The 22051-nt window shown below is 67.1% G+C and carries 25 protein-coding genes, 1 tRNA gene and 1 pseudogene; 19 read left to right on the forward strand and 8 right to left on the reverse strand.

The annotated features are described in order from the left end of the window. Window positions 1-42: 42 nt before the first annotated feature. From DMB80_RS18965 to DMB80_RS18985, 5 genes are read left to right on the forward strand one after another with little or no spacing between them, the layout of a single operon-like run. A complete protein-coding gene (locus DMB80_RS18965; protein ID WP_111511272.1) occupies window positions 43-1269 on the forward strand; it encodes an Nramp family divalent metal transporter in 1227 nt (408 codons plus the stop codon). Beyond that, window positions 1270-2334, forward strand: coding sequence for a poly-gamma-glutamate hydrolase family protein (locus tag DMB80_RS18970; protein ID WP_111511273.1), 1065 nt, complete (start codon window positions 1270-1272; stop codon window positions 2332-2334). A gap of 55 nt (window positions 2335-2389) precedes the next feature. Continuing rightward, a complete protein-coding gene (locus DMB80_RS18975; protein ID WP_162938612.1) occupies window positions 2390-3148 on the forward strand; it encodes a DUF1365 domain-containing protein in 759 nt (252 codons plus the stop codon). A gap of 16 nt (window positions 3149-3164) precedes the next feature. Further along, window positions 3165-3773: a sigma-70 family RNA polymerase sigma factor gene (locus DMB80_RS18980; protein WP_111511274.1), complete on the forward strand. Its 609-nt coding sequence runs from the start codon at window positions 3165-3167 to the stop codon at window positions 3771-3773. Further along, window positions 3770-4492, forward strand: a complete 723-nt coding sequence (locus tag DMB80_RS18985) for an anti-sigma factor (RefSeq protein WP_111511275.1) — start codon at window positions 3770-3772, stop codon at window positions 4490-4492. Before DMB80_RS18980 ends, DMB80_RS18985 begins: the two co-directional genes overlap by 4 nt. On the opposite strand, the gene DMB80_RS18990 is transcribed toward DMB80_RS18985, so the two are convergent. Next, the gene (locus tag DMB80_RS18990; protein ID WP_111511276.1) at window positions 4489-5583 is read right to left on the reverse strand and encodes a glutamate--cysteine ligase 2; all 1095 of its coding nucleotides are present in this window, start codon (window positions 5581-5583) and stop codon (window positions 4489-4491) included. The two genes, DMB80_RS18985 and DMB80_RS18990, sit on opposite strands and share 4 nt — an antisense overlap. Before the next feature lie 134 nt (window positions 5584-5717). Between DMB80_RS18990 and DMB80_RS18995 the strand changes: the two genes are divergently transcribed. Continuing rightward, the gene (locus DMB80_RS18995) at window positions 5718-6542 is read left to right on the forward strand and encodes an LLM class F420-dependent oxidoreductase (protein ID WP_111511298.1); all 825 of its coding nucleotides are present in this window, start codon (window positions 5718-5720) and stop codon (window positions 6540-6542) included. 4 nt (window positions 6543-6546) lie between these two features. On the opposite strand, the gene DMB80_RS19000 is transcribed toward DMB80_RS18995, so the two are convergent. The 3 genes from DMB80_RS19000 to DMB80_RS19010 are packed head-to-tail and all read right to left on the reverse strand — an operon-like array spanning window position 6547 to window position 8128. Further along, a complete protein-coding gene (locus tag DMB80_RS19000; protein WP_111511277.1) occupies window positions 6547-6816 on the reverse strand; it encodes a cytochrome C oxidase subunit IV family protein in 270 nt (89 codons plus the stop codon). Window positions 6817-6818: 2 nt separating this feature from the next. Beyond that, window positions 6819-7385, reverse strand: coding sequence for a cytochrome c oxidase subunit 3 (locus tag DMB80_RS19005; RefSeq protein ID WP_111511278.1), 567 nt, complete (start codon window positions 7383-7385; stop codon window positions 6819-6821). Then, window positions 7382-8128, reverse strand: a complete 747-nt coding sequence (locus tag DMB80_RS19010) for a hypothetical protein (protein ID WP_205538777.1) — start codon at window positions 8126-8128, stop codon at window positions 7382-7384. The genes DMB80_RS19005 and DMB80_RS19010 overlap by 4 nt, the downstream gene beginning before the upstream one ends. A gap of 50 nt (window positions 8129-8178) precedes the next feature. Here DMB80_RS19010 and DMB80_RS19015 point away from each other — a divergent pair. From DMB80_RS19015 to DMB80_RS19030, 4 genes are all read left to right on the forward strand, one after another. Further along, window positions 8179-8251, forward strand: a tRNA-Arg gene (locus tag DMB80_RS19015). A 113-nt stretch (window positions 8252-8364) separates the two neighbouring features. Then, window positions 8365-9561, forward strand: a complete 1197-nt coding sequence (locus DMB80_RS19020; protein ID WP_111511280.1) for an IS481 family transposase — start codon at window positions 8365-8367, stop codon at window positions 9559-9561. A 214-nt stretch (window positions 9562-9775) separates the two neighbouring features. Beyond that, a complete protein-coding gene (locus DMB80_RS19025; protein ID WP_111511281.1) occupies window positions 9776-10519 on the forward strand; it encodes an SDR family oxidoreductase in 744 nt (247 codons plus the stop codon). 61 nt (window positions 10520-10580) lie between these two features. Further along, the gene (locus DMB80_RS19030; RefSeq protein WP_240431268.1) at window positions 10581-11516 is read left to right on the forward strand and encodes an AraC family transcriptional regulator; all 936 of its coding nucleotides are present in this window, start codon (window positions 10581-10583) and stop codon (window positions 11514-11516) included. Here DMB80_RS19030 and DMB80_RS19035 read toward each other — a convergent pair. Both DMB80_RS19035 and DMB80_RS19040 read right to left on the reverse strand, forming a co-directional pair. Beyond that, window positions 11504-11962 (reverse strand): MarR family winged helix-turn-helix transcriptional regulator, encoded by a 459-nt coding sequence (locus DMB80_RS19035; RefSeq protein WP_111511282.1) that lies wholly within the window; start codon window positions 11960-11962, stop codon window positions 11504-11506. The genes DMB80_RS19030 and DMB80_RS19035 overlap by 13 nt on opposite strands. 44 nt (window positions 11963-12006) lie before the next feature. Beyond that, window positions 12007-12864: an LLM class F420-dependent oxidoreductase gene (locus DMB80_RS19040; RefSeq protein WP_111511283.1), complete on the reverse strand. Its 858-nt coding sequence runs from the start codon at window positions 12862-12864 to the stop codon at window positions 12007-12009. 84 nt (window positions 12865-12948) lie between these two features. On the opposite strand from DMB80_RS19040, the gene DMB80_RS19045 reads away from it, so the two are divergent. The 4 genes from DMB80_RS19045 (at window position 12949) to DMB80_RS19060 (ending at window position 15261) form a co-directional block, all read left to right on the forward strand. Continuing rightward, window positions 12949-13590 (forward strand): FMN-dependent NADH-azoreductase, encoded by a 642-nt coding sequence (locus tag DMB80_RS19045; RefSeq protein ID WP_111511284.1) that lies wholly within the window; start codon window positions 12949-12951, stop codon window positions 13588-13590. 35 nt (window positions 13591-13625) lie between these two features. Then, window positions 13626-14225 (forward strand): NADPH-dependent F420 reductase, encoded by a 600-nt coding sequence (locus tag DMB80_RS19050; RefSeq protein WP_111511285.1) that lies wholly within the window; start codon window positions 13626-13628, stop codon window positions 14223-14225. Between the two features lie 174 nt (window positions 14226-14399). After that, complete coding sequence (locus DMB80_RS19055; protein ID WP_111511286.1) at window positions 14400-14876, forward strand: DUF1772 domain-containing protein; 477 nt, start codon at window positions 14400-14402, stop codon at window positions 14874-14876. Between the two features lie 7 nt (window positions 14877-14883). Next, entirely contained in the window at window positions 14884-15261 is a 378-nt protein-coding gene (locus DMB80_RS19060) for a DUF4267 domain-containing protein (protein ID WP_111511287.1), read from the forward strand. Between the two features lie 5 nt (window positions 15262-15266). On the opposite strand, the gene DMB80_RS19065 is transcribed toward DMB80_RS19060, so the two are convergent. Next, complete coding sequence (locus DMB80_RS19065; protein ID WP_111511288.1) at window positions 15267-15953, reverse strand: GAF and ANTAR domain-containing protein; 687 nt, start codon at window positions 15951-15953, stop codon at window positions 15267-15269. A gap of 195 nt (window positions 15954-16148) precedes the next feature. Between DMB80_RS19065 and DMB80_RS19070 the strand changes: the two genes are divergently transcribed. The 5 genes from DMB80_RS19070 to DMB80_RS19090 all read left to right on the forward strand — a co-directional run bounded on the left by DMB80_RS19070 (window position 16149) and on the right by DMB80_RS19090 (window position 20887). Next, complete coding sequence (locus DMB80_RS19070; protein WP_111511289.1) at window positions 16149-17366, forward strand: acetyl-CoA acetyltransferase; 1218 nt, start codon at window positions 16149-16151, stop codon at window positions 17364-17366. Next, window positions 17363-18886, forward strand: coding sequence for a carotenoid oxygenase family protein (locus tag DMB80_RS19075; RefSeq protein ID WP_111511290.1), 1524 nt, complete (start codon window positions 17363-17365; stop codon window positions 18884-18886). Before DMB80_RS19070 ends, DMB80_RS19075 begins: the two co-directional genes overlap by 4 nt. Before the next feature lie 26 nt (window positions 18887-18912). Further along, complete coding sequence (locus tag DMB80_RS19080; RefSeq protein WP_111511300.1) at window positions 18913-19764, forward strand: winged helix-turn-helix transcriptional regulator; 852 nt, start codon at window positions 18913-18915, stop codon at window positions 19762-19764. Beyond that, window positions 19761-20318, forward strand: a complete 558-nt coding sequence (locus DMB80_RS19085) for an isochorismatase family protein (RefSeq protein ID WP_111511291.1) — start codon at window positions 19761-19763, stop codon at window positions 20316-20318. The genes DMB80_RS19080 and DMB80_RS19085 overlap by 4 nt, the downstream gene beginning before the upstream one ends. 119 nt (window positions 20319-20437) lie before the next feature. After that, complete coding sequence (locus tag DMB80_RS19090; protein ID WP_073685592.1) at window positions 20438-20887, forward strand: Hsp20/alpha crystallin family protein; 450 nt, start codon at window positions 20438-20440, stop codon at window positions 20885-20887. Window positions 20888-20953: 66 nt separating this feature from the next. On the opposite strand, the pseudogene DMB80_RS19095 reads toward DMB80_RS19090, so the two are convergent. Beyond that, a pseudogene (locus DMB80_RS19095) lies at window positions 20954-21931 on the reverse strand (HAMP domain-containing sensor histidine kinase); the annotation flags it as partial. Window positions 21932-22051: the final 120 nt, after the last annotated feature.

Consider the following 22051-nt stretch of genomic DNA (forward strand, 5'->3'; position numbering starts at 1 on the left):
CTAACTTTTCTCTTCGTACCGACGAACAGAAAAGGCTCCCGGGTGAAGCCCGACGTCGCAGCACCGATCCGTCCCCTGTGGTTGTTGCTCGGGCCCGCCTTCGTCGCGGCCATCGCCTACGTCGACCCCGGCAACGTCGCGGCCAATGTCAGCGCGGGAGCCCAGTACGGCTTCCTCCTCGTATGGGTGATCGTCGCCGCCAACCTGATGGCATGCCTGGTTCAATACCTGTCCGCCAAGCTCGGAGTGGTCACGGGCCGATCGCTGCCCGAGGCAGTGGCCGACCGGATGAGCACCCCGACCCGGGTGGCCTACTGGGTGCAGGCCGAGCTGGTGGCGATGGCGACCGATCTGGCCGAGGTCGTCGGTGGTGCCATCGCGCTGTATCTGCTGTTCGATCTGCCGCTGCTGGTGGGTGGCGTGATCACCGGCGCTGTGTCACTTGTTCTGCTGCTGGTCAAGGACCGCCGCGGCCAGACCGTGTTCGAGCGCGTCATCACGGGCCTGTTGGCGGTCATCGCCGTCGGCTTCTTCACCAGCTTGTTCGCGGCGCCACCGCCCGTCGGCGAGGCCCTCGGCGGTCTGGTGCCCCGCTTCGACGGGCCGGAGAGCATCCTGCTGGCGGCCGCGATGCTCGGGGCGACGGTGATGCCCCATGCGGTCTACCTGCACTCGGGGTTGACGCGCGACCGACACGGGCATCACGCGCCAGGTCCCCGACGCAAGGCTCTCCTGCGTGCCACCCGCTGGGACGTCGGTTCAGCGATGCTCGTGGCCGGCGCGGTGAATCTGTCGATGCTGCTGGTCGCCGCGACCACTCTGAAGGGAATCGCGGACACCGACTCCATCGAGGGAGCGTTCACCGCGGTGCAGAACACGCTCGGCCACACCGTGGCCCTGCTGTTCGCGATCGGACTGTTGGCGTCGGGGCTCGCCTCGTCATCGGTCGGCGCCTATGCCGGCGCGATGATCATGGACGGTCTGCTGCGCCGGTCGGTGCCACTGCTGACCCGCCGTCTGATCACCTTGCTGCCCGCGCTGGCGGTGCTGGCGGCAGGGGTGGACCCGAGCCGCGCCCTGGTGTTGTCGCAGGTGGTGCTGTCGTTCGGAATCCCGTTCGCGCTGATTCCGCTGATCCGGCTGACCAGTGACCGGGCGCTGATGGGCGTCGACGTCAACCGCGCGCTGACCACGGCCCTGGGGTGGCTCGTCGCCGGACTGATTAGTGTGCTGAACGTGGCGCTCATCTATCTGACGTTGACGGGCTGAATGACCGCGCGGCACCACTACTTCGCGTACGGCTCGAATCTGTCGGTGCGCCAGATGGCGCAGCGATGCCCCGATGCCACCGATCCGCAGCCCGCCACGCTGGCCGACCACGACTGGCTGATCAACGAACGCGGGGTCGCCACCGTCGAACCGCAGCCGGGAGGGGTGGTGCACGGCGTGGTGTGGCGCATCTCCGACCACGACCTGAAGACGCTGGACAGCGCCGAGGGGGTGCCGGTGCGCTATCGGCGCGACGCGCTGACCGTGGACACCGCCCACGGCCAGCGCACCGCCTGGGTCTACATCGACCACCGCGTCGAACCGGGCCCGCCGCGCCCCGGTTACCTGGAACGGATCCTCGAGGGCGCCCAGCACCATCGCCTGCCACATCGCTGGATCGACTTCCTCCAGCGGTGGGACCCGACGCGGTGGCCGCGCCGCGATACGGCCCCCAATTCTGCTGCCCCGCAATCACTGTCAGAGCTCCTGGCCTCCCCCGGGATCTCCGAGGAGAGCGCACTGCGGTCGCGGTTCGGGTTCCTGGCCATCCACGGTGGCGGACTGGAGCAGATGACCGACGTGATCGCACGCCGCGCCGCGGATGCCGCGGGTGCGTCCCTCTACGTCGTCCACCACCCGGACCGGTATCCCCACCACCTCGCGTCAGCGCTCTACGATCCGACGCACTCACCCCGGCTGAAGGACTTCCTCGACCACGTCGACGTCGCCGTATCGCTGCACGGATACGGCCGGATCGGGCGCAGCACGGAGCTGCTGGCGGGCGGCCGGCGTCGTGAGCTGGCGCAGCACCTCGCCGATCACATCGAGATTCCGGGCTACCGGGTCATCACCGAGCTCGATGCGATCCCGCGCGAACTTCGCGGCCTGCATCCGGACAACCCTGTCAATCGCCCCCGCGGCGGGGGCGCCCAACTGGAACTCTCCTCGCGGGTGCGCGGGATCAGCCCGCGCAGCGGCCTGCCGGGCGACGACGGTCTCGCTCCCGCGACCTCGGCCCTGGTCCAGGGATTGGTGCAGGCCGCCCGGTCCTGGCGACAGGACTGACAGAGAGACACCATCGGGGCGCAATCCGCAACCCCGCCCGCTCCGAATACAGGGTGTGGAACAACAGGGCGGCGCTGCGGACACGACCGCGGCGCTCTACCGCACCCGGATCACGCACCTGCGGCGTGCACCGGTGCATCACTATTTCGAGCACCGCAGCTACAGCTGGCTGGTCGATCTCGACCACATGCCTCACGTGCCGGGATGGCTTCGCGCGTTCGCGACCTTCGACCCCGCCGACCATCTGTGGCCGGCTCCCGTCGACACTCTGCGCGGCCGCGTCGACGCGTTCCTCGCCGACAAAGGCATCGACCTCGCCGACGGCCGGGTCACCGCATTGCTGCAACCTCGAGTCCTCGGTTCGGTGTTCAACCCGTTCACCTTCTACTGGTGCCACGGCCCGGACGGCATGCTCCGGCATGTCATCGTCGAGGTGCAGAACAGCTGCGGTGAGCGGCACGCCTACCTGCTCCCGCCGTCGGGTGACTGGCCCGCGATGGTCACGAAGAAGCTGTACGTCTCGCCGTTCAACGACGTCGACGGCCACTACCTGATCAATGCGCCGCACCCGAACGAGCGTCTGGACCTGCGCATCTCGCTGCACCGCGAGAACCATCCGGCGTTCGTCGCGACCATGCGCGGCGACCGCAAGGCTGTCGGAACCGCACAGATCCTGGCGCTGCAGGTGGTGTCGCCGCTGGCACCGAAGATGAACTCGCTGAGCATGCGGGTCCAGGGCACCCTGTTGCGCCTGCGCCGCGTTCCGGTGGTGCCGCACCCCTCCGAGGAGCGGGAGAAGGTGTATCACTCGTGATCGTCTGGCACACCTGATGACGGCATCCTTGCTCACGACTTCAACTGACGGCCCGCGGGCAGCCGCTAGGCTACCGCTCGTGACCGCCGAACTCGACGCTTTGCTGCGCCAGGTGGCCCGCCAGGACGTGGACGCCTTCGCTGCTCTCTACGACCAGACCCGGTCGCGGGTCTTCGGTCTGGTTGTGCGAATCCTGCGCGACCCGGGATACAGCGAGGAAACGACGCAGGACATCTACCTGCAGGTCTGGCGCAACGCACACACCTACGACCCGTCGGCGGGGTCGCCGCTGGCATGGCTGATGACCCTGGCGCACCGGCGCGCGGTGGACCGGGTGCGCTCCGAGCAGGCCGCCAGTACCCGGGAATCCCGGTACGGCGCCGCCAACGTCGAGCCGCCCACCGATCACGTCGCCGACGAGGTGATCCTCGACGAGGAGCGCCGCCAGGTGGCGGCGTGCCTCGGGTCGCTCACCGACACCCAACGCGAATGCATCCAGCTCGCGTATTACGACGGTCTTACCTACGTGCAAGTTTCCGAGCATCTCTCGACGAACCTTGCCACCATTAAGTCCCGGATGCGTGACGCGATCCGCGGTCTCCGCCGATGCCTGGGGGTGACATGACCAGCCCGGAAGAACTACTGACGTTTGCAACGCCCTATGCGCTGCATGCGCTCAGTGACCACGAAGCCGACGACATCGACCGCCGGCTCCACGACGCCCCGCCGGAGGTGGCCGAGGCGTTCCGCGCCGAAGTCCGCGCCGTGCGCGAGACCATGGCGGTGATCGCCGAAGCCACGGCCGTCGAACCGCCGCCGGAACTGCGCGCTCAGGTGCTGCGCCAGATCCAACGCGGTGGCGGTGGTGGTGCAGCGGTCCGTTCGCTCGGCCCGAAACGGCGACGGTGGGCGACGGTGATGCTCGCCGCGGCGGCCGTGGTCGCCGTCGGACTCGGCGCTCTCGGCGTCGGAGTCGCGATGCGTCCGAGCGCTTCGGAGTCCACGACCGACCAGATCTTCGCAGCGCCCGACGTGCGCACCGTGTCGGGTGACATCCCCGGCGGAGGCACCGCGACCCTGGTGTTCTCCCGGGAACGCGACTCCGGCGTGCTCGTGATGAACAACGTGACGCCGCCCAAGCCGGGAACCGTCTACCAGATGTGGCTCGTCGCCGCCGATGGTCCGCACTCGGCGGGCACGATGGACGCCGGCGCGGTCACACCGTCGACGACGGCGGTGCTGCCGGACCTCGGCTCGTCGCAGTCACTGGCGTTCACCGTCGAACCGCCCGGCGGGTCCAAGGAACCGACCACGCCAGCGTTCGCCCAGCTCCCGCTGGCCTAGAACTCCAGGGTCGCGTCCGCGACGACGGCGAGCACGTCACGCATGTCGTGTCGGCGCCGCCATGCCCGTCGCTGCCGCATCGCCCCGTTGCCGTGCTCGACGACGGCGCTCAGGCTGCGGTGCACCAGGTCCTCGTCGCCGGCGACCTCGAGCGCCGGTCGCACCCAGTCGACCAGGTTCTGCAGCAATGTCTGCACCGGCGCGGCAGTGTTGCTGCGTAGGTCGACGCCGTGTCCGTCCAGGCCGTCCCGCGCGGCCTTCCAGTAGGCCGCCTTCAATGTCCAGGCATCCACCGTCGGTTGCGGGTCGCCGCGGTCCTCCTCCGCGAGCGCGGTCATCACCGCGGCGCGGGCCAACGCCGCGAGCAGGACTGTCTCCTCCACTGTCGCGGGCACGTCGGCGACCCGGATCTCGACGGTCGGGAAGTCGGCCGAGGGCCGCACGTCCCAATAGACCATGCCGTCGTCGCGGATCACCTCGGACTGCACCAGCATCTGCACCGCGGCGTCGTACTCCGCGGCGGAGTCGAAGTGCGGTGGCGGGCCGGCGCTCGGCCAGCGCGCCCACAGGACGCTGCGCCAGCTCGAGTGGCCCGTGTCGGCATTGCGGTAGATCGCCGAGTTCGCGGTCAACGCGAGCAACGCCGGCAGCCACGGGCGCAGGCGGTTCGACACCGCGACCGCCGCGTCCCGGTCCGGGACGGCGACATGCACGTGGCACCCGCTGATGCCTTGTTCATGGGCGATCATCCCGAACCGGTCGCCGATGTCCCGATAGCGCGGAGTGTCGGTGATCGGGAAGTCGTGCGGCAGTGTCGGGGGCAGTCCAGCCGCCAGCAGCCGCGCGCCGGCCTGATCGGCGGCGTCAGCGGCGGTGCGTCGCAGCCGGACCAGGGAGGTGTGGAGTTCGTCGGCGGTGTGCGCGACGTCCGTGGCCGTCTCGATCTGGCAGCTGGTGAGCTCGAGTTGCAGGTCGAGCCCCAACTGGGCGGCATGGTCGGCGACGTCGCGGTTACGGGGCAGCGGTGCGCCGGACTCCGGATCGACCAGGAGGAATTCTTCTTCGACGCCGATCGTCGGGATGTCTGCCATGGCCGTGCACAACCTGCTAAAAATTTTGATCCGGCCCGTCGGATGTGTTCAACGACGGGCCGGATCGGCGGGAAAAGTCTGCAGCGTTAATGCCCCTGCCGGATCCGGTTCAAACCTGTCCCTACGATCGGATCGTGGCCGATGAGTTCCGATTTGGTATCGGCGTGATGCGCGGTACGTCACGCCGGCAGCTGCACGATTTCGCACGTCAGGCCGAGGACCTCGGCTACGACGTGGTGCACGTGCCCGACCACCTGGGTGGCCCGGCACCGTTTCCGGTGATGACGGCGCTCGCGATGGCAACGTCGACGCTGCGGGTCGGCACGTTCGTCCTCAACGCGGCGTTCTATCGGCCGGCACTACTGACGCGTGACGTAACGGCGCTGCACGACGTGTCCGAGGGCCGCCTCGACCTCGGATTGGGCACGGGCTACGTCAAGGAAGAGTTCGACGCCGCAGGTATTCCGTTTCCGAGCGCCGGCGCGCGGGTCGAGCACCTGCGAGACACCTGCGCGTATCTGGCCGAGCACGCGCCCGATGTGCCGATCATGATCGCCGGCAACGGGGATCGGGTCCTGCGGATCGCGGCTCGAATGGCCGACATCGTGGGGCTCACCGGAGGGGACCGGGCGCCCGACGCCGACGAGGATCCGCTGGCAGATCGGATCGCGTTCGTGCGCGACGCTGCCGGTGACCGCTTCGACGCCCTGGAACTGAACATCGCGGTCACTGCGATGCCGCTGGACGGTTCCGGCATGCCGGACCTGACGATTCCGCGGCATTTCCTGCCCGGCCTGTCCGACGACGAACTGCTGCGCCATCCGGGGGTGCTGTCAGGGTCCGCGGCCGACATGGCCGACCGGATTCGCAGCTACCGCGACCGCTACGGCATCAGCTACGTGACGGTGCAGGATCGGCATGCCGAAGCCTTCGGCGAAGTCATCGCTCTGTTGAAATAGCTTGCTAGAGCCACAGATACAGCCCTGAGAGCAGCGCCCACATCCCCACGCAGTACGCCTCGAACGCGGCACGCAGCGCGATCGGCGCGTGCCGCAACTCCATGAAGTCGAGGCCGACGAGGCGCACCTTGATCGCGGCGATGCCGAGCACGAGGACGCCGACCGTCGAGCCGGTGCCGTGTTCGGCGCCCACCGCCCAGGAGACCACGGTGGCGGCGATCAGAACCAGCCAGCTCAGCCCGGCGCGGTTCGCGAGCAGCTTCAGCACCGTCATCGTCAGCTCACCAGATACAGGAGTGCGAACAGGAAGATCCACAGCAGGTCCACCAGATGCCAGAAGCATGCGGCGCCTTCGACCAGTGCGGTGCGGGTGGCGCTGAGCTCGTCACGTCGGGTCTGCGTGAGCAGAAACGTCAGTGCACCCACACCGAGGCAGACGTGGAACAGGTGCAGTCCGGTGAGGATGACGTAGTAGAGGTAGAAGTGATTGGCGCCCGGGCCGCGTCCCGCGTGGGCGAGCGAGACGTATTCGGTCACCTTGAGGGCGATGAAGATCAGACCGCAGGCTATCGCCGCACCGGCCGCGCGGGTGGCGATGGTGCGCTGCGCGGCGCGCATCGCGTTGAGAGCGAGCACGACGCACAGCGAGCTGGTCAACAGCACCAGCGTGTTGGTCACCCCGACGCCGATGTGCAGGGTGGTTCGCGCTTCGTCGAAAAGCTCTGGCGCTCTTGCCCGTTCGACGAGGAAGGTGACGAAGAACGCGCCGAACACCAGCATGTCGCCGAACAGGAAGACCCAGGTGCCACTTTCGGCAGGCACCCGGCGGACGGCGGCGGTCACCCGGACAGTGCCCGCTCGACCGTGATCGATTTCAGGATCACCGCCGTCGTGGTGAACAACCAGATCACGAGCACCAGCCCGGGGATGTAGAACGCGAACACCCCGTTCCACGCGAGCGGCCCGTCGTTGAAAACGACTACGACGCAACCGGGTAGCGACAGCGTGGCCACCCACAGGTTGAGGTAGCCGTACCAGCGCGGGAAGGTCGGGGTGTCGGCCTGGTCGGTGAACGCGGCGATGGCCAGGGTGATGTTCTGGACGATGATCGTCCCGACGATGCCGATGAACCACAGCCAGAAGACGTCGTTGAGCGCCTGGGTGAGTTCGGCGGATCGGCCTTCGGGGCGGAAGGCGGCCACCCCGAGGAAGAACTGCGGGAAGATCAGCGCCGGCACGAACACGGTGGCAGCCATCAACTGGGTGACGGACAGCATGCCCCAGGCGCCCTCGGCGCGCCGGACACGCAGCACGACCGCCGCGAGGAACGGCAGCGCGAGTGCGGCGCTGAGTAGTGCGCCGGAGACACCGAACCGGATCCAGAGTTTGTGGTCGACGAAGAACGTTGCGATTTCGTCGGCAGAGGCGGTCGGCGACAACGGCGGGAAGAGTTGCGCGACGCCGGAGAAACTGGCGCCGTAGAGAATGATCATGATGCTGCCCGACCAGGCGCCGATGCGTTGCAGTGTCAGCTCCACGCTCGGGACGCTACCGGCGGCTTCGCTGCGTTTTGTCATTTTTGCCATATCGGACGGACTGGGGTTCAGCGGTCGTTGCCCGGTAAGCTCCCAGCGTCGCCCCCGTAGCTCAGGGGATAGAGCACGGCTCTCCTAAAGCCGGTGTCGCAGGTTCGAATCCTGCCGGGGGCACTTTGTGATTGTATTGCGTCGGCTGATGGTTGACGTTTCTGTTTCGGGTGATGCCTGACAGTGTTTCGGCTGATGCTTGACAGTTGCTTCGGCTGATCCTTGACACTCCCTGGATGAGGGAGTTGAGCGTGGCTGAGCAGCGGTATCAGGCTGTGTTGGCAGTGATCAGCGATGGGTTGTCGATCTCGCAGGTCGCCTCGAAGGTAGGCGTGTCGCGGCAGACGTTGCATGCGTGGCTGGCGCGGTATGAGGCCGAAGGCCTGGAGGGCTTGGTGGATCGGTCGCATCGGCCGGTGTCGTGTCCGCATCAGATGTCGGCCGAGGTGGAGGCGGCGTTGTTGGAGTTGCGGCGATCGCGTCCGTACTGGGGTCCGCGGCGGTTGGTGTTCGAACTGGCCAAGCGCGGAGTGAGGCCGGTGCCCTCGGAGTCGTCAGCTTATCGGGCGTTGGTACGTGCGCAGATGATTGATCCGCATGCGCGGGACCGGCGTTCACGCAAATGGAAACGGTGGGAACGCGGCGCTGCGATGGAGTTGTGGCAGATGGACGTCGTGGGCGGGGTCGCTATGGCCGATGGCAGCTCAGCCAAGGTCCTCACCGGCGTCGATGATCATTCCCGGATGTGCGTGTGCGCCACGGTGATGGCTCGGGAGCGGACCCGCGCGGTCTGCGATGGTTTGCGTCGTGCGCTAGCCACCTACGGCGCGCCGACGCAGATCCTGACCGATAACGGCAAGGTGTTCACTGGCCGGTTTAACCATCCGCCGGTCGAGGTGCTCTTCGACGCGATCTGTCGCGAGCAGGGCATCGATCATCTGTTGACTCAGCCGCGTTCACCGACCACCACGGGGAAGATCGAGCGTTTCCATCGCAGTCTGCGCGCCGAGTTTCTCAGTGGCTGCGGCCCTTTCGTCACCATCAGAGTCGCGCAGCAGGCCCTCGATGAGTGGGTTCGGTTCTACAACACTGAGCGACCCCACCAGGCGTTGCAGATGGCCACTCCGGCCTCACGGTTCACCCCCGACGCGTCTGCGCCGGCGGCGGCGACGCTGCCACCGCCTCAGGGGCTGCATGGCGAACGGTGCGGGTCGGACTGGGTGAGTCGGCGGGTGACCACCAACGGCGTGGTCTGTGTGTCCTGGCAACAGGTCAGTCTGGGCCGCCACTACGCAGGATCGCGGTGCGACGTCCACGTCGACGGCGAGCTGCTGCGCTTCTACATCGGTGACGTCCTGGTCAAGACCGCCGCGCGCACGAGCACCGGAGAGGTAAGAAACAAGCGGGCCCTGCGCACCAGCGCACAGGCCTAGAACCACACACCGAGTGTCAAGGATCAACCGGAACACATCCGTCAAGAATCAACCGAAGCCGAACAGGGGCACTTTTTGTTGTACTGCGCCGGTTGATGCTTGACAGTGGCTTCGGCTGATCCTGGACACGCCCGCACTACCCCAAGACGATCGCGAAGCTCTTCGAGACGGGACAGCGTTTTCAGAACCGTCTGCACTCATTAGCTTTTGCTGCATGACATCAGTGCTCATCACCGGTTGCTCCTCGGGCTACGGCCTCGCCACTGCGAAACGATTCCTCGACGAGGGGTGGAACGTCATCGCCACCATGCGAACACCACGTCAAGACGTGCTGCCGAGCTCGGACCGGTTGCAGATCGTCGCACTCGACGTGACCGACCCGGACAGCATCGCGAACGCAATGCAGACCGCCGGGCCGATCGACGTCCTGGTCAACAACGCAGGGATCGGCGCTGTCGGAGCGTTCGAGGCCACCCCCATGGACACCGTGCGAGAACTGTTCGACACCAATACTTTTGGTGTGATGGCGGTGACCCAGGCGGTCGTGCCTCAGATGCGTCAACGCCGTTCGGGTGTCATCGTCAATGTCACCTCCAGCACCACTCTGGCGGCGATGCCCCTGGCCGCCGTGTACACCGCAAGCAAGTCCGCCATCGAAGGATTCTCTGGATCGCTGGCCCTGGAACTGGGGTACTTCGGAGTGCGGGTCAAGCTCGTCGAGCCCGGCTACGGTCCGTCGACCGCATTCACCAGCAACGGCACGGACCGCATGTCGGGCCTGATCCCCGAGGCGTACTTAACGTTTGCTGCCCCCATCATGGAGGCGTTCGGGCAGCAGGGCGAGGTGACCACCCCCGAGGACGTCGCCGACGTGGTGTTCGCGGCCGCCACGGACACGTCGGACCAGCTGCAGTACCCCGCCGGCCCCGACGCCGTGGCGCTGGCCCGACTGACCTGACCCTCCCCCGCTCGCACGTCGGCACCGACGGCCGGGCAGCGGCCGCGCTAGCGTCTGCGGCATGGGCGACACCGAACCGATGGAGGAGCTGATGTCGCTGCTGCGCCCCGAGGCGGTCCTGGCGAAGGTCATCACCGGTGACGGCCAGTGGGGTGTTCGGAAACCTCGGTACGGCGACCCTGCGTTCTGCGTGATGCTCGACGGGTCGTGCCTGCTGGAGCCCCATGGTCTCGACCCGATCGATCTGCATCGCGGGGACTTCCTGCTCTTCCCGCACACGCCGGCATTCATCATGCGCAGTCACTCGGACGCCACGGCGATCTTCACGCCGCTCGACCACTCAGGCGGCACACACCACGGCGGCACATCCGAGCCCATCAACATGCGCATGCTCGGCGGGTACTTCCGCTTCGACCCGGCCAGCGCAGCACTGCTGGTCGCGCTCCTCCCACCGGTCATCCTCGTCAGGGGCAACCAATCGGGTGCGGCGAGGTTGACCCGTCTGGTCGAGCTCATCGCCGAAGAAGCAGACACCGACGGCCCCAGCCGCGACGTCATCCTCAAGCGTCTCGTCGAGGTGCTCGTCATCGAAGCCGCGCGTATTCCTACCGCACCAGACTTGGGCAGCCGAGGTAAAGGATTGATCGCGGGCCTCGCCGACCCGGTACTCGCCCCCGCGCTGCGTGCACTGCACGCCGACGTGGCCCGCGGCTGGACTGTCGAACACCTCGCCCGCGTGGCCGCGGTATCTCGCGCAGTTTTCGCGCAAAGATTCACTCGCACAGTGGGTTTGACGCCCATGCAGTACCTTCTGGAATGGCGGGTGGCCTTGGCCAAGGACATGCTGGGGGTCGATCGGGCTACCGTCGCGCATGTCGCTTCGGTAGTCGGCTACCAGTCGGCGACTGCCTTCACGACTGCCTTCGCACGGGTGGCAGGGTGCCCGCCCTCGGAGTACGCCCGCCTCTCCGCTGAGAGATCGACCTACTCCCGCTGACTCGCCGCGATGTTGGCCATGGCCTTGGCGAGGAGCCGGTGCAGGGTGGCCAGTTCTCTCGGAGGGAGGCCGAGCATCCGGCGTTCGATGACGGCGGCGGCTTTCTCGATCTCGCCGAGCCTCCTACGCCCGGCCTTGGTGATCACCACATTGTGTTTACGCCGATCCTCCGGTGACCGGCGCCGTTCGATGAGCCCCTCGTCCTCGAGGCCGTTGAGCAACGCGACGACACCGGTGGCATCGATGCCCAGAGACCTGGGCAGCTCGGCCTGCGGCTGTTCACCAAGGTCGCGGAGCATTGTCAGCACCACCGCATGCCGCACCTTCATGCCGTGCGGAAGCAGATCGCCGTCAGCCTCGGTCTGCATGCGCCGCAGAATGTAATCCATCATCACGCCGACGATCTCCGGTGAACTCGCATTATTGCCGTCAGCGGAATCACTCATGTCACAAGACTACCTAGATGGCACTGATGGTTCGTGCATACCAACTACTTCTCGATGAGCGCTTCGGCGAGTTCTGCCAGTGCCGGCACCAGCGTGGATGGATCGGTAAGGATCTGCACAGCAACGTGATTGGCACCGGCTTCGATGTGCTCCCTCGAGCGCGCCGCGATGTGATCAACCGTGCCGTGCGCGATCATCGCATCGACGAGCGCGTCGCTGGCGGTACCGTCCATGTCGGCATCGGTGAAGCCAAGCCGCTTCCAATTGTTGCGGTAGTTGGCAAGCGAGAGATAGATCGCCAGCGCTTCACGCCCGATCTTCCGGGCCTGCTCGACGTCCGTGGTCATCACGACCTTCTGCTCCGGTGCCAGAAATGCTCCAGCGCCGACGATCTTTCGCGCCTCGGCAGTGTGCTCCGGGGTGGTCAGATAGGGATGCGCTCCTGCGCTGCGCGAAGCCGCGAGCTTCAGCACGCGGGGACCGAGAGCGGCGACCACTCGGCGATCCGCGGGCACGCCGTGCCGGTCCAGTTCGTCGAGATAGTCGTTGAGTGCGTCAAAGGGCTTCCAGTATTCAGCCAACGCTTCGGGATGTCCAGCACCGATTCCCAGGACGAAGCGACCAGGGTAGGCGTCGGCGATGCGGTGGTAGGACCGCGCCACATCGGCGGCGTTCGCGGTCCAGATGTTCACGATGCCGGTGGCGACGTGGAGTGTTTCGGTGGCCGCCAGAATCTCGTCGACCCAGGAAAGATCCGCGGGCGGAGACCCGCCCGCCCACAGGCCGACGTAGCCGAGCGCCTCGATGTCGCGCAGCTGCTGTCCGCTCAGGTCACGAAACATCTGGTAACTGCCGAAGACGCCATACGTCGGGATCGCGCTGTTGTCACTCGTATTGCTCATGCCAGGAGACTACGGGAATTTCTTGACGGTATTCAACGTAGTGATAGTTTGCATCGTACAAACGATATTTGAAAGGCTCACACCATGGCCCACCTCCTGCACATCGACTCCTCCATCCAGGGAGATGCCTCCATCAGCCGCAAGCTGACCGCGCACGCAGCGCGGCGGTGGACTCAGGCTCATCCCGGTGGAACAGTGACCTATCGCGACCTGGCCGCGGAGCCCGTCCCCCACTTCGACGCGGTGAGCGGCCTGGCCCGCAACATCCCGGCTGACCAACACACCCCCGCACAGGCCGAATCCTTCGCGCTGTCACGTCGATTGGTCGATGAGATCACAGCGGCCGACACTGTGCTTCTGGGCTTGCCGCTCTACAACTACGGCGCCCCCAGCATCGTCAAGTCCTGGGTGGACCACATCATCGCCGCAGGGCTGTCGTTCGATCCCGCCACTGGCGCCGGACTCCTGGGCGACACCGAGTTCATCGTGCTGGAGAGCCAAGGCGGCGGATACGGCGCGGGCACTCCGCGAGAGGGCTGGGACCACGCCGGCAATTGGCTCGTCCACGGCGTCTCCCCCACCGGCCTCTCGCCACGCATCATCACCGCCGAACTGACGATGGCACCGGTGAATCCGGCCATGGCGGAGTTGATTCCGCTGCACGAGAAGAGCCTCGCGGCGGCCTTGGCCGAGATCGACTCGCTGTGGGCCGACGCCACCGCCTGATCCCCCGAACCCTCCCACCTTCGAACAGGAACATCATGAACATCGGTTTCATCGGCGCCGGAATGATCGGAAAAGCCGTCAGCACCCAACTCGCCAAAGCCGGCCACGACGTCCTGGTCAGCAACAGCCGCGATCCCGAGACCCTCAGGGAGACATTCGATCCCCTCGGCATCAGCGTCGGCACTGCGGCCGATGCCGCCTCCCGCGACATTGTGTTCCTCGCGGTGGCCTGGCGTGACATCCCCACCGCCCTGGCCGGCGTGGATCTCGCCGGTAAGACACTGATCGACACCAACAATCCGATCATCATGCCGGGCTTCACCCGCGCCGACACAGGCGGAAAGACCTCGAGCGAAGTCATCCAAGATCTCGCTCCCGGTGCCCATGTGGTCAAGGCGTTCAACCACATGCTGCACAGCAGCTACGACGAAGGCCCCACGGTCGATGGCGCGCCCAAGGTGCTCTTCCACTCCAGCGACCACGACGACGCTCACGCCGTGGCGGCTCAGCTCATCGAAGATCTGGGGTATGTGCCCATCAACCTCGGCGGTCTCGTGACCGGCGGAGTCCTGCACGAGTCGCCGGGCGCGCTGGCAGGACGGGTGTTCGTGGAGCCCGCGGCACGGCGGGGCTAGCCGTTCGGATGGTCTCTGGGTCTAGCGGGGCTTACGGGATCACGTGACGTTGCCAAGCGTCGCATGTCACGCCTTTAATATTTAGCACCGCTAATTCGGAATAGCGTCGCTATTATCGTCGTTCGACCTGAGGGTTAGCGTTGCTAACACATACGTCAAACGAAGGAGCTTGTGATGGACATCGACTTCTTGATCCGCGGCGGCGCGCTCGTCACCGTGCTCGGTACCGGCGTCGTGTACGGCACTGACGTGTTCTGCGCGATGGCCATACGTCCCGCGCTGGCACACGTCGGCGACGACGCACTCGTGGCGGTGATGGGTCAGGTGCACCGCTACGGAGACCGCCGCATGCCACTGCCTGGAGTGCTTGGCATCGCCGGTGCGGTGGTACCTACCGTCGCCGGCGCCGTGGCCGGGCACTGGGCCCAGACCGTCGCAGCGGGCACCGCCTCGGTGGCTCTACTCATGTGGCTCGTGCTCTACACCCGCGTCAGCGCACCGATCAATCGCCAACTGACCGCGGCCGCCGAAGCGGGGCGCACACTCACGAACGGTCGCGCACTGCAAGCTAAGTGGGAGTCCATCATCACCGCGCGGGCCGTCCTGCAGGGCGTAGCGGTCGCCGCAGCGTGCGCCGGACTGCTGAGCTGAGCGCGTCGTGATCACCATCGGCTACGTCCTCGCCGGCCTTCTCGCCGCCGCCATCATCGCCATCGGCGCCAGGTTTCTCGTCGCCCCGGGCGCCGCCGCCGCGGGCTACGGCGTCCTCCTCGGTACCGGGGACCCATCCGGCGCCCGCGCCTATCTCAGCGTCAAGGGCATCCGCGACATCGCCACCGGGCTGATCGTCATCGTGCTCCTGCTGGCCCACGCCACCCACCTCGTGGGTTGGGTGATGCTGGCGGCCACCGTGATTCCGCTCGGTGACGCCGTCATCGTGCTCCGGAACGGAGGCGCCCAATCCATCGCCTACGGAGTGCACGCCGGGACCGCCGCGGTCATGGTCCTCACCGCTGCACTGCTGCTCGCCTCGTGACGACGTCAGTTACCCCGGGTCTCGATCACCCGCGTGGCGATGTCGGTCAGCTTCGTGTTGCTGTCCTGCGACAGGCGCCTCAGCATGTCGAACGCCGCCACATCGTCGACGTTGTAGCGCTCCATGATGATGCCCTTGGCTTGACCGATGCGATCCCGCGTGGACAGCGCCGACTGCAACTGCTCGTGATGGCGGCTGGCAAGGATCGCGGCGGCCGCATGGGCCGCCAGGACCGCACCGATGTTCTCGTCAGCGGCACTGAACGCGTTCGGCTTCACAGCGAACAAATTCAGCGCACCCGCCGTTTGCGAGCTGGTGTACAGCTTGAACGACAAGCCGCTACGCACCCCCAACTCGGCGGCGGCCGCCGAGTAGCGCGGCCAGCGCGGATCGGCGGCGAAGTCGTCGCAGCGCACGATGGTCTCCTCGAGAGCGGCCTCCAAGCACGGACCCTCGTTGAACTTCATCTGCAGCCGGTCCAGCTCGTTCGGCAGCTCGGAGGTGCCGGCGACGGACTCGAAGCGCCCCGCCTTGCCGACGAACAGGATGCCGGCCGCGTCGGTGCCGGGAATCAGCTCCAGCACCTCTCTGGTGACATCGGACAGCACGTCGTCAACGCTGCGTGGCGAGGCGACCGCTCGAGCAAGCTCGGCCATCCGCTGTGCCAGATCGCGGTTGGTCGAACCGGTCATGACCTCGTGAACTCCATCATCGAAGGGAACCGTACACCGAGCAGGGTTTGCTTCGCTGGCACGCGGGCAATGCAGGGCCGCAGGCAGGGGCCTCGGTCGACCGAAGCGCCTGTCAGGTCTCGTCGGTTCAGCCAACAGCCGACGAGACCGCCTAACCCCTGTCACTCTGCTAATTGAAGTAGTAGCGTCACGCCGGTGAGCACAGCCGGCGTCTGGATTCTGGGCGGCTATCAAACCGACTTCGCGCGCAACCTCGACCGTGAGGGGGCGGACTTCGCCGGACTCACGGCGGAGGTCGTCGAAGCCACCCTGACCGCCGCGCACGTCGACGCCGCAGCGATCGGCGTCGTGCACGTGGCGAATGCGTTCGGCGAGCTGTTCGCCCGCCAAGGTCACCTCGGCGCGATGCCGGCGACCGTCTGCGACGGCCTGTGGGATACCCCCGCCACCCGCCATGAAGCCGCCTGCGCATCCGGCAGCGTCGCCACGCTCGCCGCCATCGCCGACCTCCGGTCCGGGGCCTACGACAGCGCCTTGGTGATCGGCGTCGAGTTGGAGAAGACCGTGCCCGGCGACACCGCGACGGCCATCCTGGGCACCGCGGCGTGGACGGGCCACGAGGGAGCCGACGCGAAATACATGTGGCCGCACATGTTCGACACCGTCGCAGCCGTTTACGACCGTCGCTACGGCATCGACGACGCGCATCTGCGCGCCATCGCCGCACGCAACCTCGCCAACGCGCGGGCGAACCCGAACGCGCAGACCCGGTCGTGGGCCGTACCGCAGCCGCTCACCGCCGACGACGTGAGCAACCCGCCCGTCGAGGGCAGGCTGCGTCGCTTCGACTGCAGCCAGATCACCGACGGGGGCGCCGGCATCGTGCTGGTCACCGACGGCTGGCTGCGCGCTCATCCGTCGGCCCGGCCGCTGGCCCGCATCGACGGCTGGGGCCATCGCACCGTGGGTCTGGGGCTGGAGCAGAAGCTGCGACGCTCTGCGGACTCGCCCTACGTGCTACCCCACGTTCGGTCAGCCGTGCAGGATGCCTTCCAGCGCGCGCAGGTCACCCTCGACGGCATCGACGGGTTCGAGGTGCACGACTGCTTCACCCCCAGCGAGTACATGGCCATCGACCACATCGGGCTGACCGAGCCGGGACAGTCGTGGCAGGCCATCGAGAGCGGCGACATCGACCCCGGCGGCCGATGCCCCATCAACCCCAGCGGCGGGCTCATCGGCGGCGGGCATCCCGTCGGCGCGTCCGGGGTACGGATGCTGCTCGACGCCGCCCGCCAGGTGAGCGGAACCGCAGGCGGCTACCAGGTCGACGGCGCAACCACCTTCGGCACCCTCAACTTCGGTGGCAGCACCGCCACCACCGTCAGCTTCGTCGTCGGGAGACATTCATGAGCCTGCGCACCCATCCCGAGGTGGTCGCCACCTTCCTGTCCACCCTGCCGCCAGACGACGACCACCCCTATCGCACCGGCCCGTGGCGGCCACAAACGACCGAGTGGGACAGCGACGACCTCGAGGTCGTCGCAGGCACCGTTCCCGACGATCTGGATGGCGTGTATCTACGCAACACCGAGAACCCTCTGCACCCCGCGCTGAAGAACTACCACCCTTTCGACGGTGACGGCATGCTGCACATCGTCGGATTCCGGGACGGAAAAGCGTTCTACCGCAATCGGTTCGTTCGTACCGACGGGTTCCTCGCGGAGAACGAGGCGGGCGGGCCGCTGTGGCCGGGCATCGCCGAGCCGATCGAACTGTCTCGCCGCGACCACGGCTGGGGCGCAAGGACATTGATGAAGGATGCGTCGTCGACCGACGTGATCGTGCATCGCGGGGTGGCGCTGACCAGCCACTACCAATGCGGGGACCTGTATCGCATCGATCCGTGTACCGGCGATGCGCTGGGCAAGGAGAACTGGAACGGCGGCTTCCCCCGCGACTGGGGAGTGTCCGCGCACCCCAAGGTGGACGGCGGCGATCTGCTGTACTTCAGCTACAGCAAGCAGGCGCCGTACCTGCGCTACGGCGTGGTCAGCGATGCCGGCGACGTGGTGCACAGCGTCGACGTCGAACTCCCCGGCCCACGCCTGCCCCACGACATGGCGTTCACCGAGAACTACGTGATACTCAACGATTTCCCACTCTTCTGGGATGCCGCTCTGCTCGAGCACGACATCCACCTACCGCGCTTCCACCGGGACACCCCGTCCCGCTTCGCGGTGATCCCGCGTCGCGGAGACGCCTCCCAGATCCGCTGGTTCGAGGCAGACCCCACCTACGTGCTGCACTTCCCCAACGCCTACGAGGACGGCGACGACATCGTGCTCGACGGGTTCTTCCAGGGCGACCCCGAACCCGCGGACAACGGGATGGGCAACAAGTGGCAGCGCGCCTTCCGGTTCCTCGCCCTCGACCGGATGCAGGCCCGGCTGCACCGCTGGCGGTTCAATCTCGTGACGGGCGAGGTCCGCGAGGAGCAATTGACCGACAGCATCAGCGAATTCGGCATGATCAACCCTGACTATGCGGGCCGTGCCCACCGCTACACCTACGCGGCGACGGGCAAGCCGTCCTGGTTCCTGTTCGATGGACTGCTCAAGCACGATCTGCACACCGGCCGCGAGGAACGGTTCGCGTTCGACGACGGCGTCTACGGCAGCGAGACCGCGATGGCGCCCCGCCCCGGCGGTACCGCAGAAGACGACGGGTACCTCGTCACGTTGACCACCGACATGAACACCGACGCCTCGTACTGCCTGGTGTTCGACGCAGCCCGGGTGGCCGACGGGCCGGTGTGCACACTCAAACTGCCCGAACGGATCTCGAGCGGCACCCACTCCACGTGGGCAGCCGGGTCGGAGTTGCCCCGCTGGCGCGACAGCGATTCGGCCGCCGCTGCGATCAGGTTGTGACCGACGCCCCGAACTCCGTCGCACGGATGCTGGGTGTCCTCGGCGACGAATGGAGTCTGCTGATCGTCCAGCAGACCCTGCTCGGCGCCTCGCGCTACGGCCATTTCGTCGATGCTCTTCCCGTCTCGCACGCCGTGTTGTCGGGGCGACTGCGCACCCTGGTCACCGGAGACCTGTTGACCCGCCGTGAATACCAACAGCATCCGAGCCGAGTCGACTACACGGTCACCTCGAAGAGCCGCGCCCTGTGGCCGATGCTCACCTCGATCTGGGAGTGGGAGCGCAGCTGGGTGCCTGAACATTCGCGCCCGCTGCCGGCGATGCGCCACAGCTCCTGTGGCGCGCTCTTCGCGCCGAGGCTGACCTGCCGGTCGTGCGAGACCCCCGTCGTCTCGGAGAAAGAGCTTCTGGCGCAATGGGGCCCGAGCGGGGGCTGGGAGCGCTCCGTCCCGTCGGCCACGACTCGTCGCCGGTCCGCTGAGCGGCGCGCCGGTGTGCTGTTCCCGCAGACGATGACGGTCATCGGTGACCGCTGGGGCTTCGCCGTTCTGGTCGCCGCGTTCGTCGGGATAGGCAGGTTCACCGACTTCCAGAACGAACTCGGCGCGCCGACGGCCACCATCTCCGGACGGTTGGCCGTCTTCACCGCCGAAGGAATTCTGCACACGGTCGCCGGCCGTTACGTGCTGACCGACAAGGGGCGAGCGCTGCTGCCCGTCGTCGTCTGCGCGCTGGCATGGGCGCAGCGCTGGTACCCCGATCCCGACGGGCCGGCCGTCCGCGTCACCCACGTGGCGTGCGGGCACCGGTTCGATCCGAGGCTCACCTGCGATCAATGTCTCGAACCGCTGCGCGGGGCGCAGATAATGACGTCATGACGACGCTCGCGAACCGGACGACGACCGCGCTCCTCGTGGTCGATGTCCAGAACGATGTCGTCGCCGGCGCTTTCCGGCGAGACACCGTGGTGGCCAACATCGCTCGGCTGGTCGAGCGTGCACGCCGGCGCGACCTTGCCGTCGTGTGGGTGAGACACCATGATGACGACCTGCGTCATGGCAGCGACGGCTGGCAGATCGTCGCCGAGCTGTCCCCTGCTGACGACGAGCCGATCATCGACAAGACCTACGGAGACGCGTTCGAAGCGACCCAACTGGAGCGAACGCTGGCCGACCGCGGTGTGGGCCGGCTGATCGTGACCGGGGCGGAAACCGATGCGTGCGTGCGCAGTACGTTGCACGGCGCGTTCGTGCGCGGCTACGACGTCACCCTCGTCGCCGACGCCCACACCGCGGGCGACAAGACGTCGTGGGGCGCTCCCCCGGTGCCGGCAGTCATCGACCACACGAATCTGTACTGGTCGTATCAGGCCGCCCCCGGACGCGTGGCCGCCGTCCTCCCCACCGATGCGATCTCGTTCTCCGACAGCTGACATCAGGGACCCGAAACCTCTTGGCACTCCCTGATGTCGAGTGCTAATCTCGCTGGTGCACAGTGATTTGGTCGCCCGCCAGGGTGGCGGGCTCTGGATGACATAGGAGGTGAATTACTGTGCTTCGCTTTGATCCGTTCAGTGACCTTGACTCTCTGACCCGGGGCTTGCTGACCAGCCAGACCGGATCAAACCGTGTCCCACGCTTCATGCCGATGGACCTCTGCAAGATCGACGACCACTACGTGCTGACCGCTGATCTGCCCGGCGTCGATCCGGGTTCGGTCGACGTGAACGTCGACAACGGCACGCTGACCATCTCTGCCCACCGCACCGCCCGCTCCGACGAGTCGGCGCAATGGCTGGCCAACGAGCGTTTCTTCGGCGGCTATCGCCGGCAACTCTCCCTCGGCGACGGGATCGACACCAGCGCGATCTCGGCGACCTACGAGAACGGGGTGTTGACGGTGACCATCCCGGTCGCCGAGAAGGCCAAGCCGCGCAAGGTGGAGATTCAGCACGCCGGCGCGCAGACGTCCATCTCTCCCACGACCGTCGACGCCGAGTAACACCGACTGAAGTCGCTGCGGTCCAACCGGATTCGTCCGGTTGGACCGCACAGTCGCATGACTACGTCAACGCCGCGGCAGCGTCAGGACGAATCGCGCCCCGTGCCGGTGCGCCACGTTGACCAGATCCCCGCCGTGCGCCCGCGCAAGAGCCCGGGCGATCGGCAGGCCCAGCCCGGCGCCGCCGCGGTCGCGGTCGCGCGCCTCGTCGAGGCGTACCAGTCGCTCGAAGATCCGTTCTCGCTGCTCGTCGGGGACACCGGGCCCGGTGTCGGTGACGGTGAGCACGGCACGCGCACCGTCCGCGCGGGCGTCGATGTCGATGACCCCGCCCGCCGGGGTGTGCCGACGGGCGTTGTCGACGACGTTCGCGAGGATCTGGGCGATGCGCAGAGGGTCGGCGACGACCGGCAGCATCGCGTCGCCGCTGCGTCGGATCTGCAGGCCCGGGGCGAGCACGGCGCTGCGGTCCCGCTCGGCGTCGGCCAGGGCCACCAGGTCGCAGGTCTGCAGATCCAGCGGTGACCCGGCGTCGATGCGGCTGAGGTCGAGCATGTCGGCGACCAGCCTTCCCGCCCGGCGCGCCTCACTGAGCACCAACTCGGCGCGGTGCCGCTGGCGCGCGGACTCGGGATCGTCATGCTGGATGGCTGATGACAGGAGTTGGTCTGCGGCAGCGTGGATTCCGGCGATCGGCGTGCGGAGTTCGTGCGCGGCATCGGCCAGGAACCGGCGGGTGGCGCCTTCTGCCTGTGCGGCGGCCTGCGCCGACTGGTGGGCACGATTCTCGGAATACTGCAGCGCATCCACCATGGTGTCGAAAGCGGCTGCAGCGCGGCCCAACTCAGTATCGGGACGGTCCGGTCGCACCCGCCTGGCGCGGTCGCCGGCAGCGATCGACTCGGCGACCTGAGTCAGGCGGGTCAGCGGCAGCATCGTGGCGCGGGCGATCAGCGTCACGCCGAACGCGGTGACCAGCAGCACCGCGATGCCCGCGACCACCATCAGGATGCGCAACTGCCGCAGCAGCGCCGACGTCGCCGTCCTGGTTTTCCTCGCGGTCCTGCTCGTCGTGCTCGGCGTGGTCATCGACGTGTTGATCGGCGCCCAGGCCCGGCGCGACCTCAACAATCGCCTACAGGCGGGCGTCACCCGCGTCGATGC

Origin of the sequence: Mycobacterium kyogaense (assembly GCF_003254575.1) — a bacterium.
GTDB classification, from domain to species: Bacteria; Actinomycetota; Actinomycetes; order Mycobacteriales; family Mycobacteriaceae; genus Mycobacterium; species Mycobacterium kyogaense.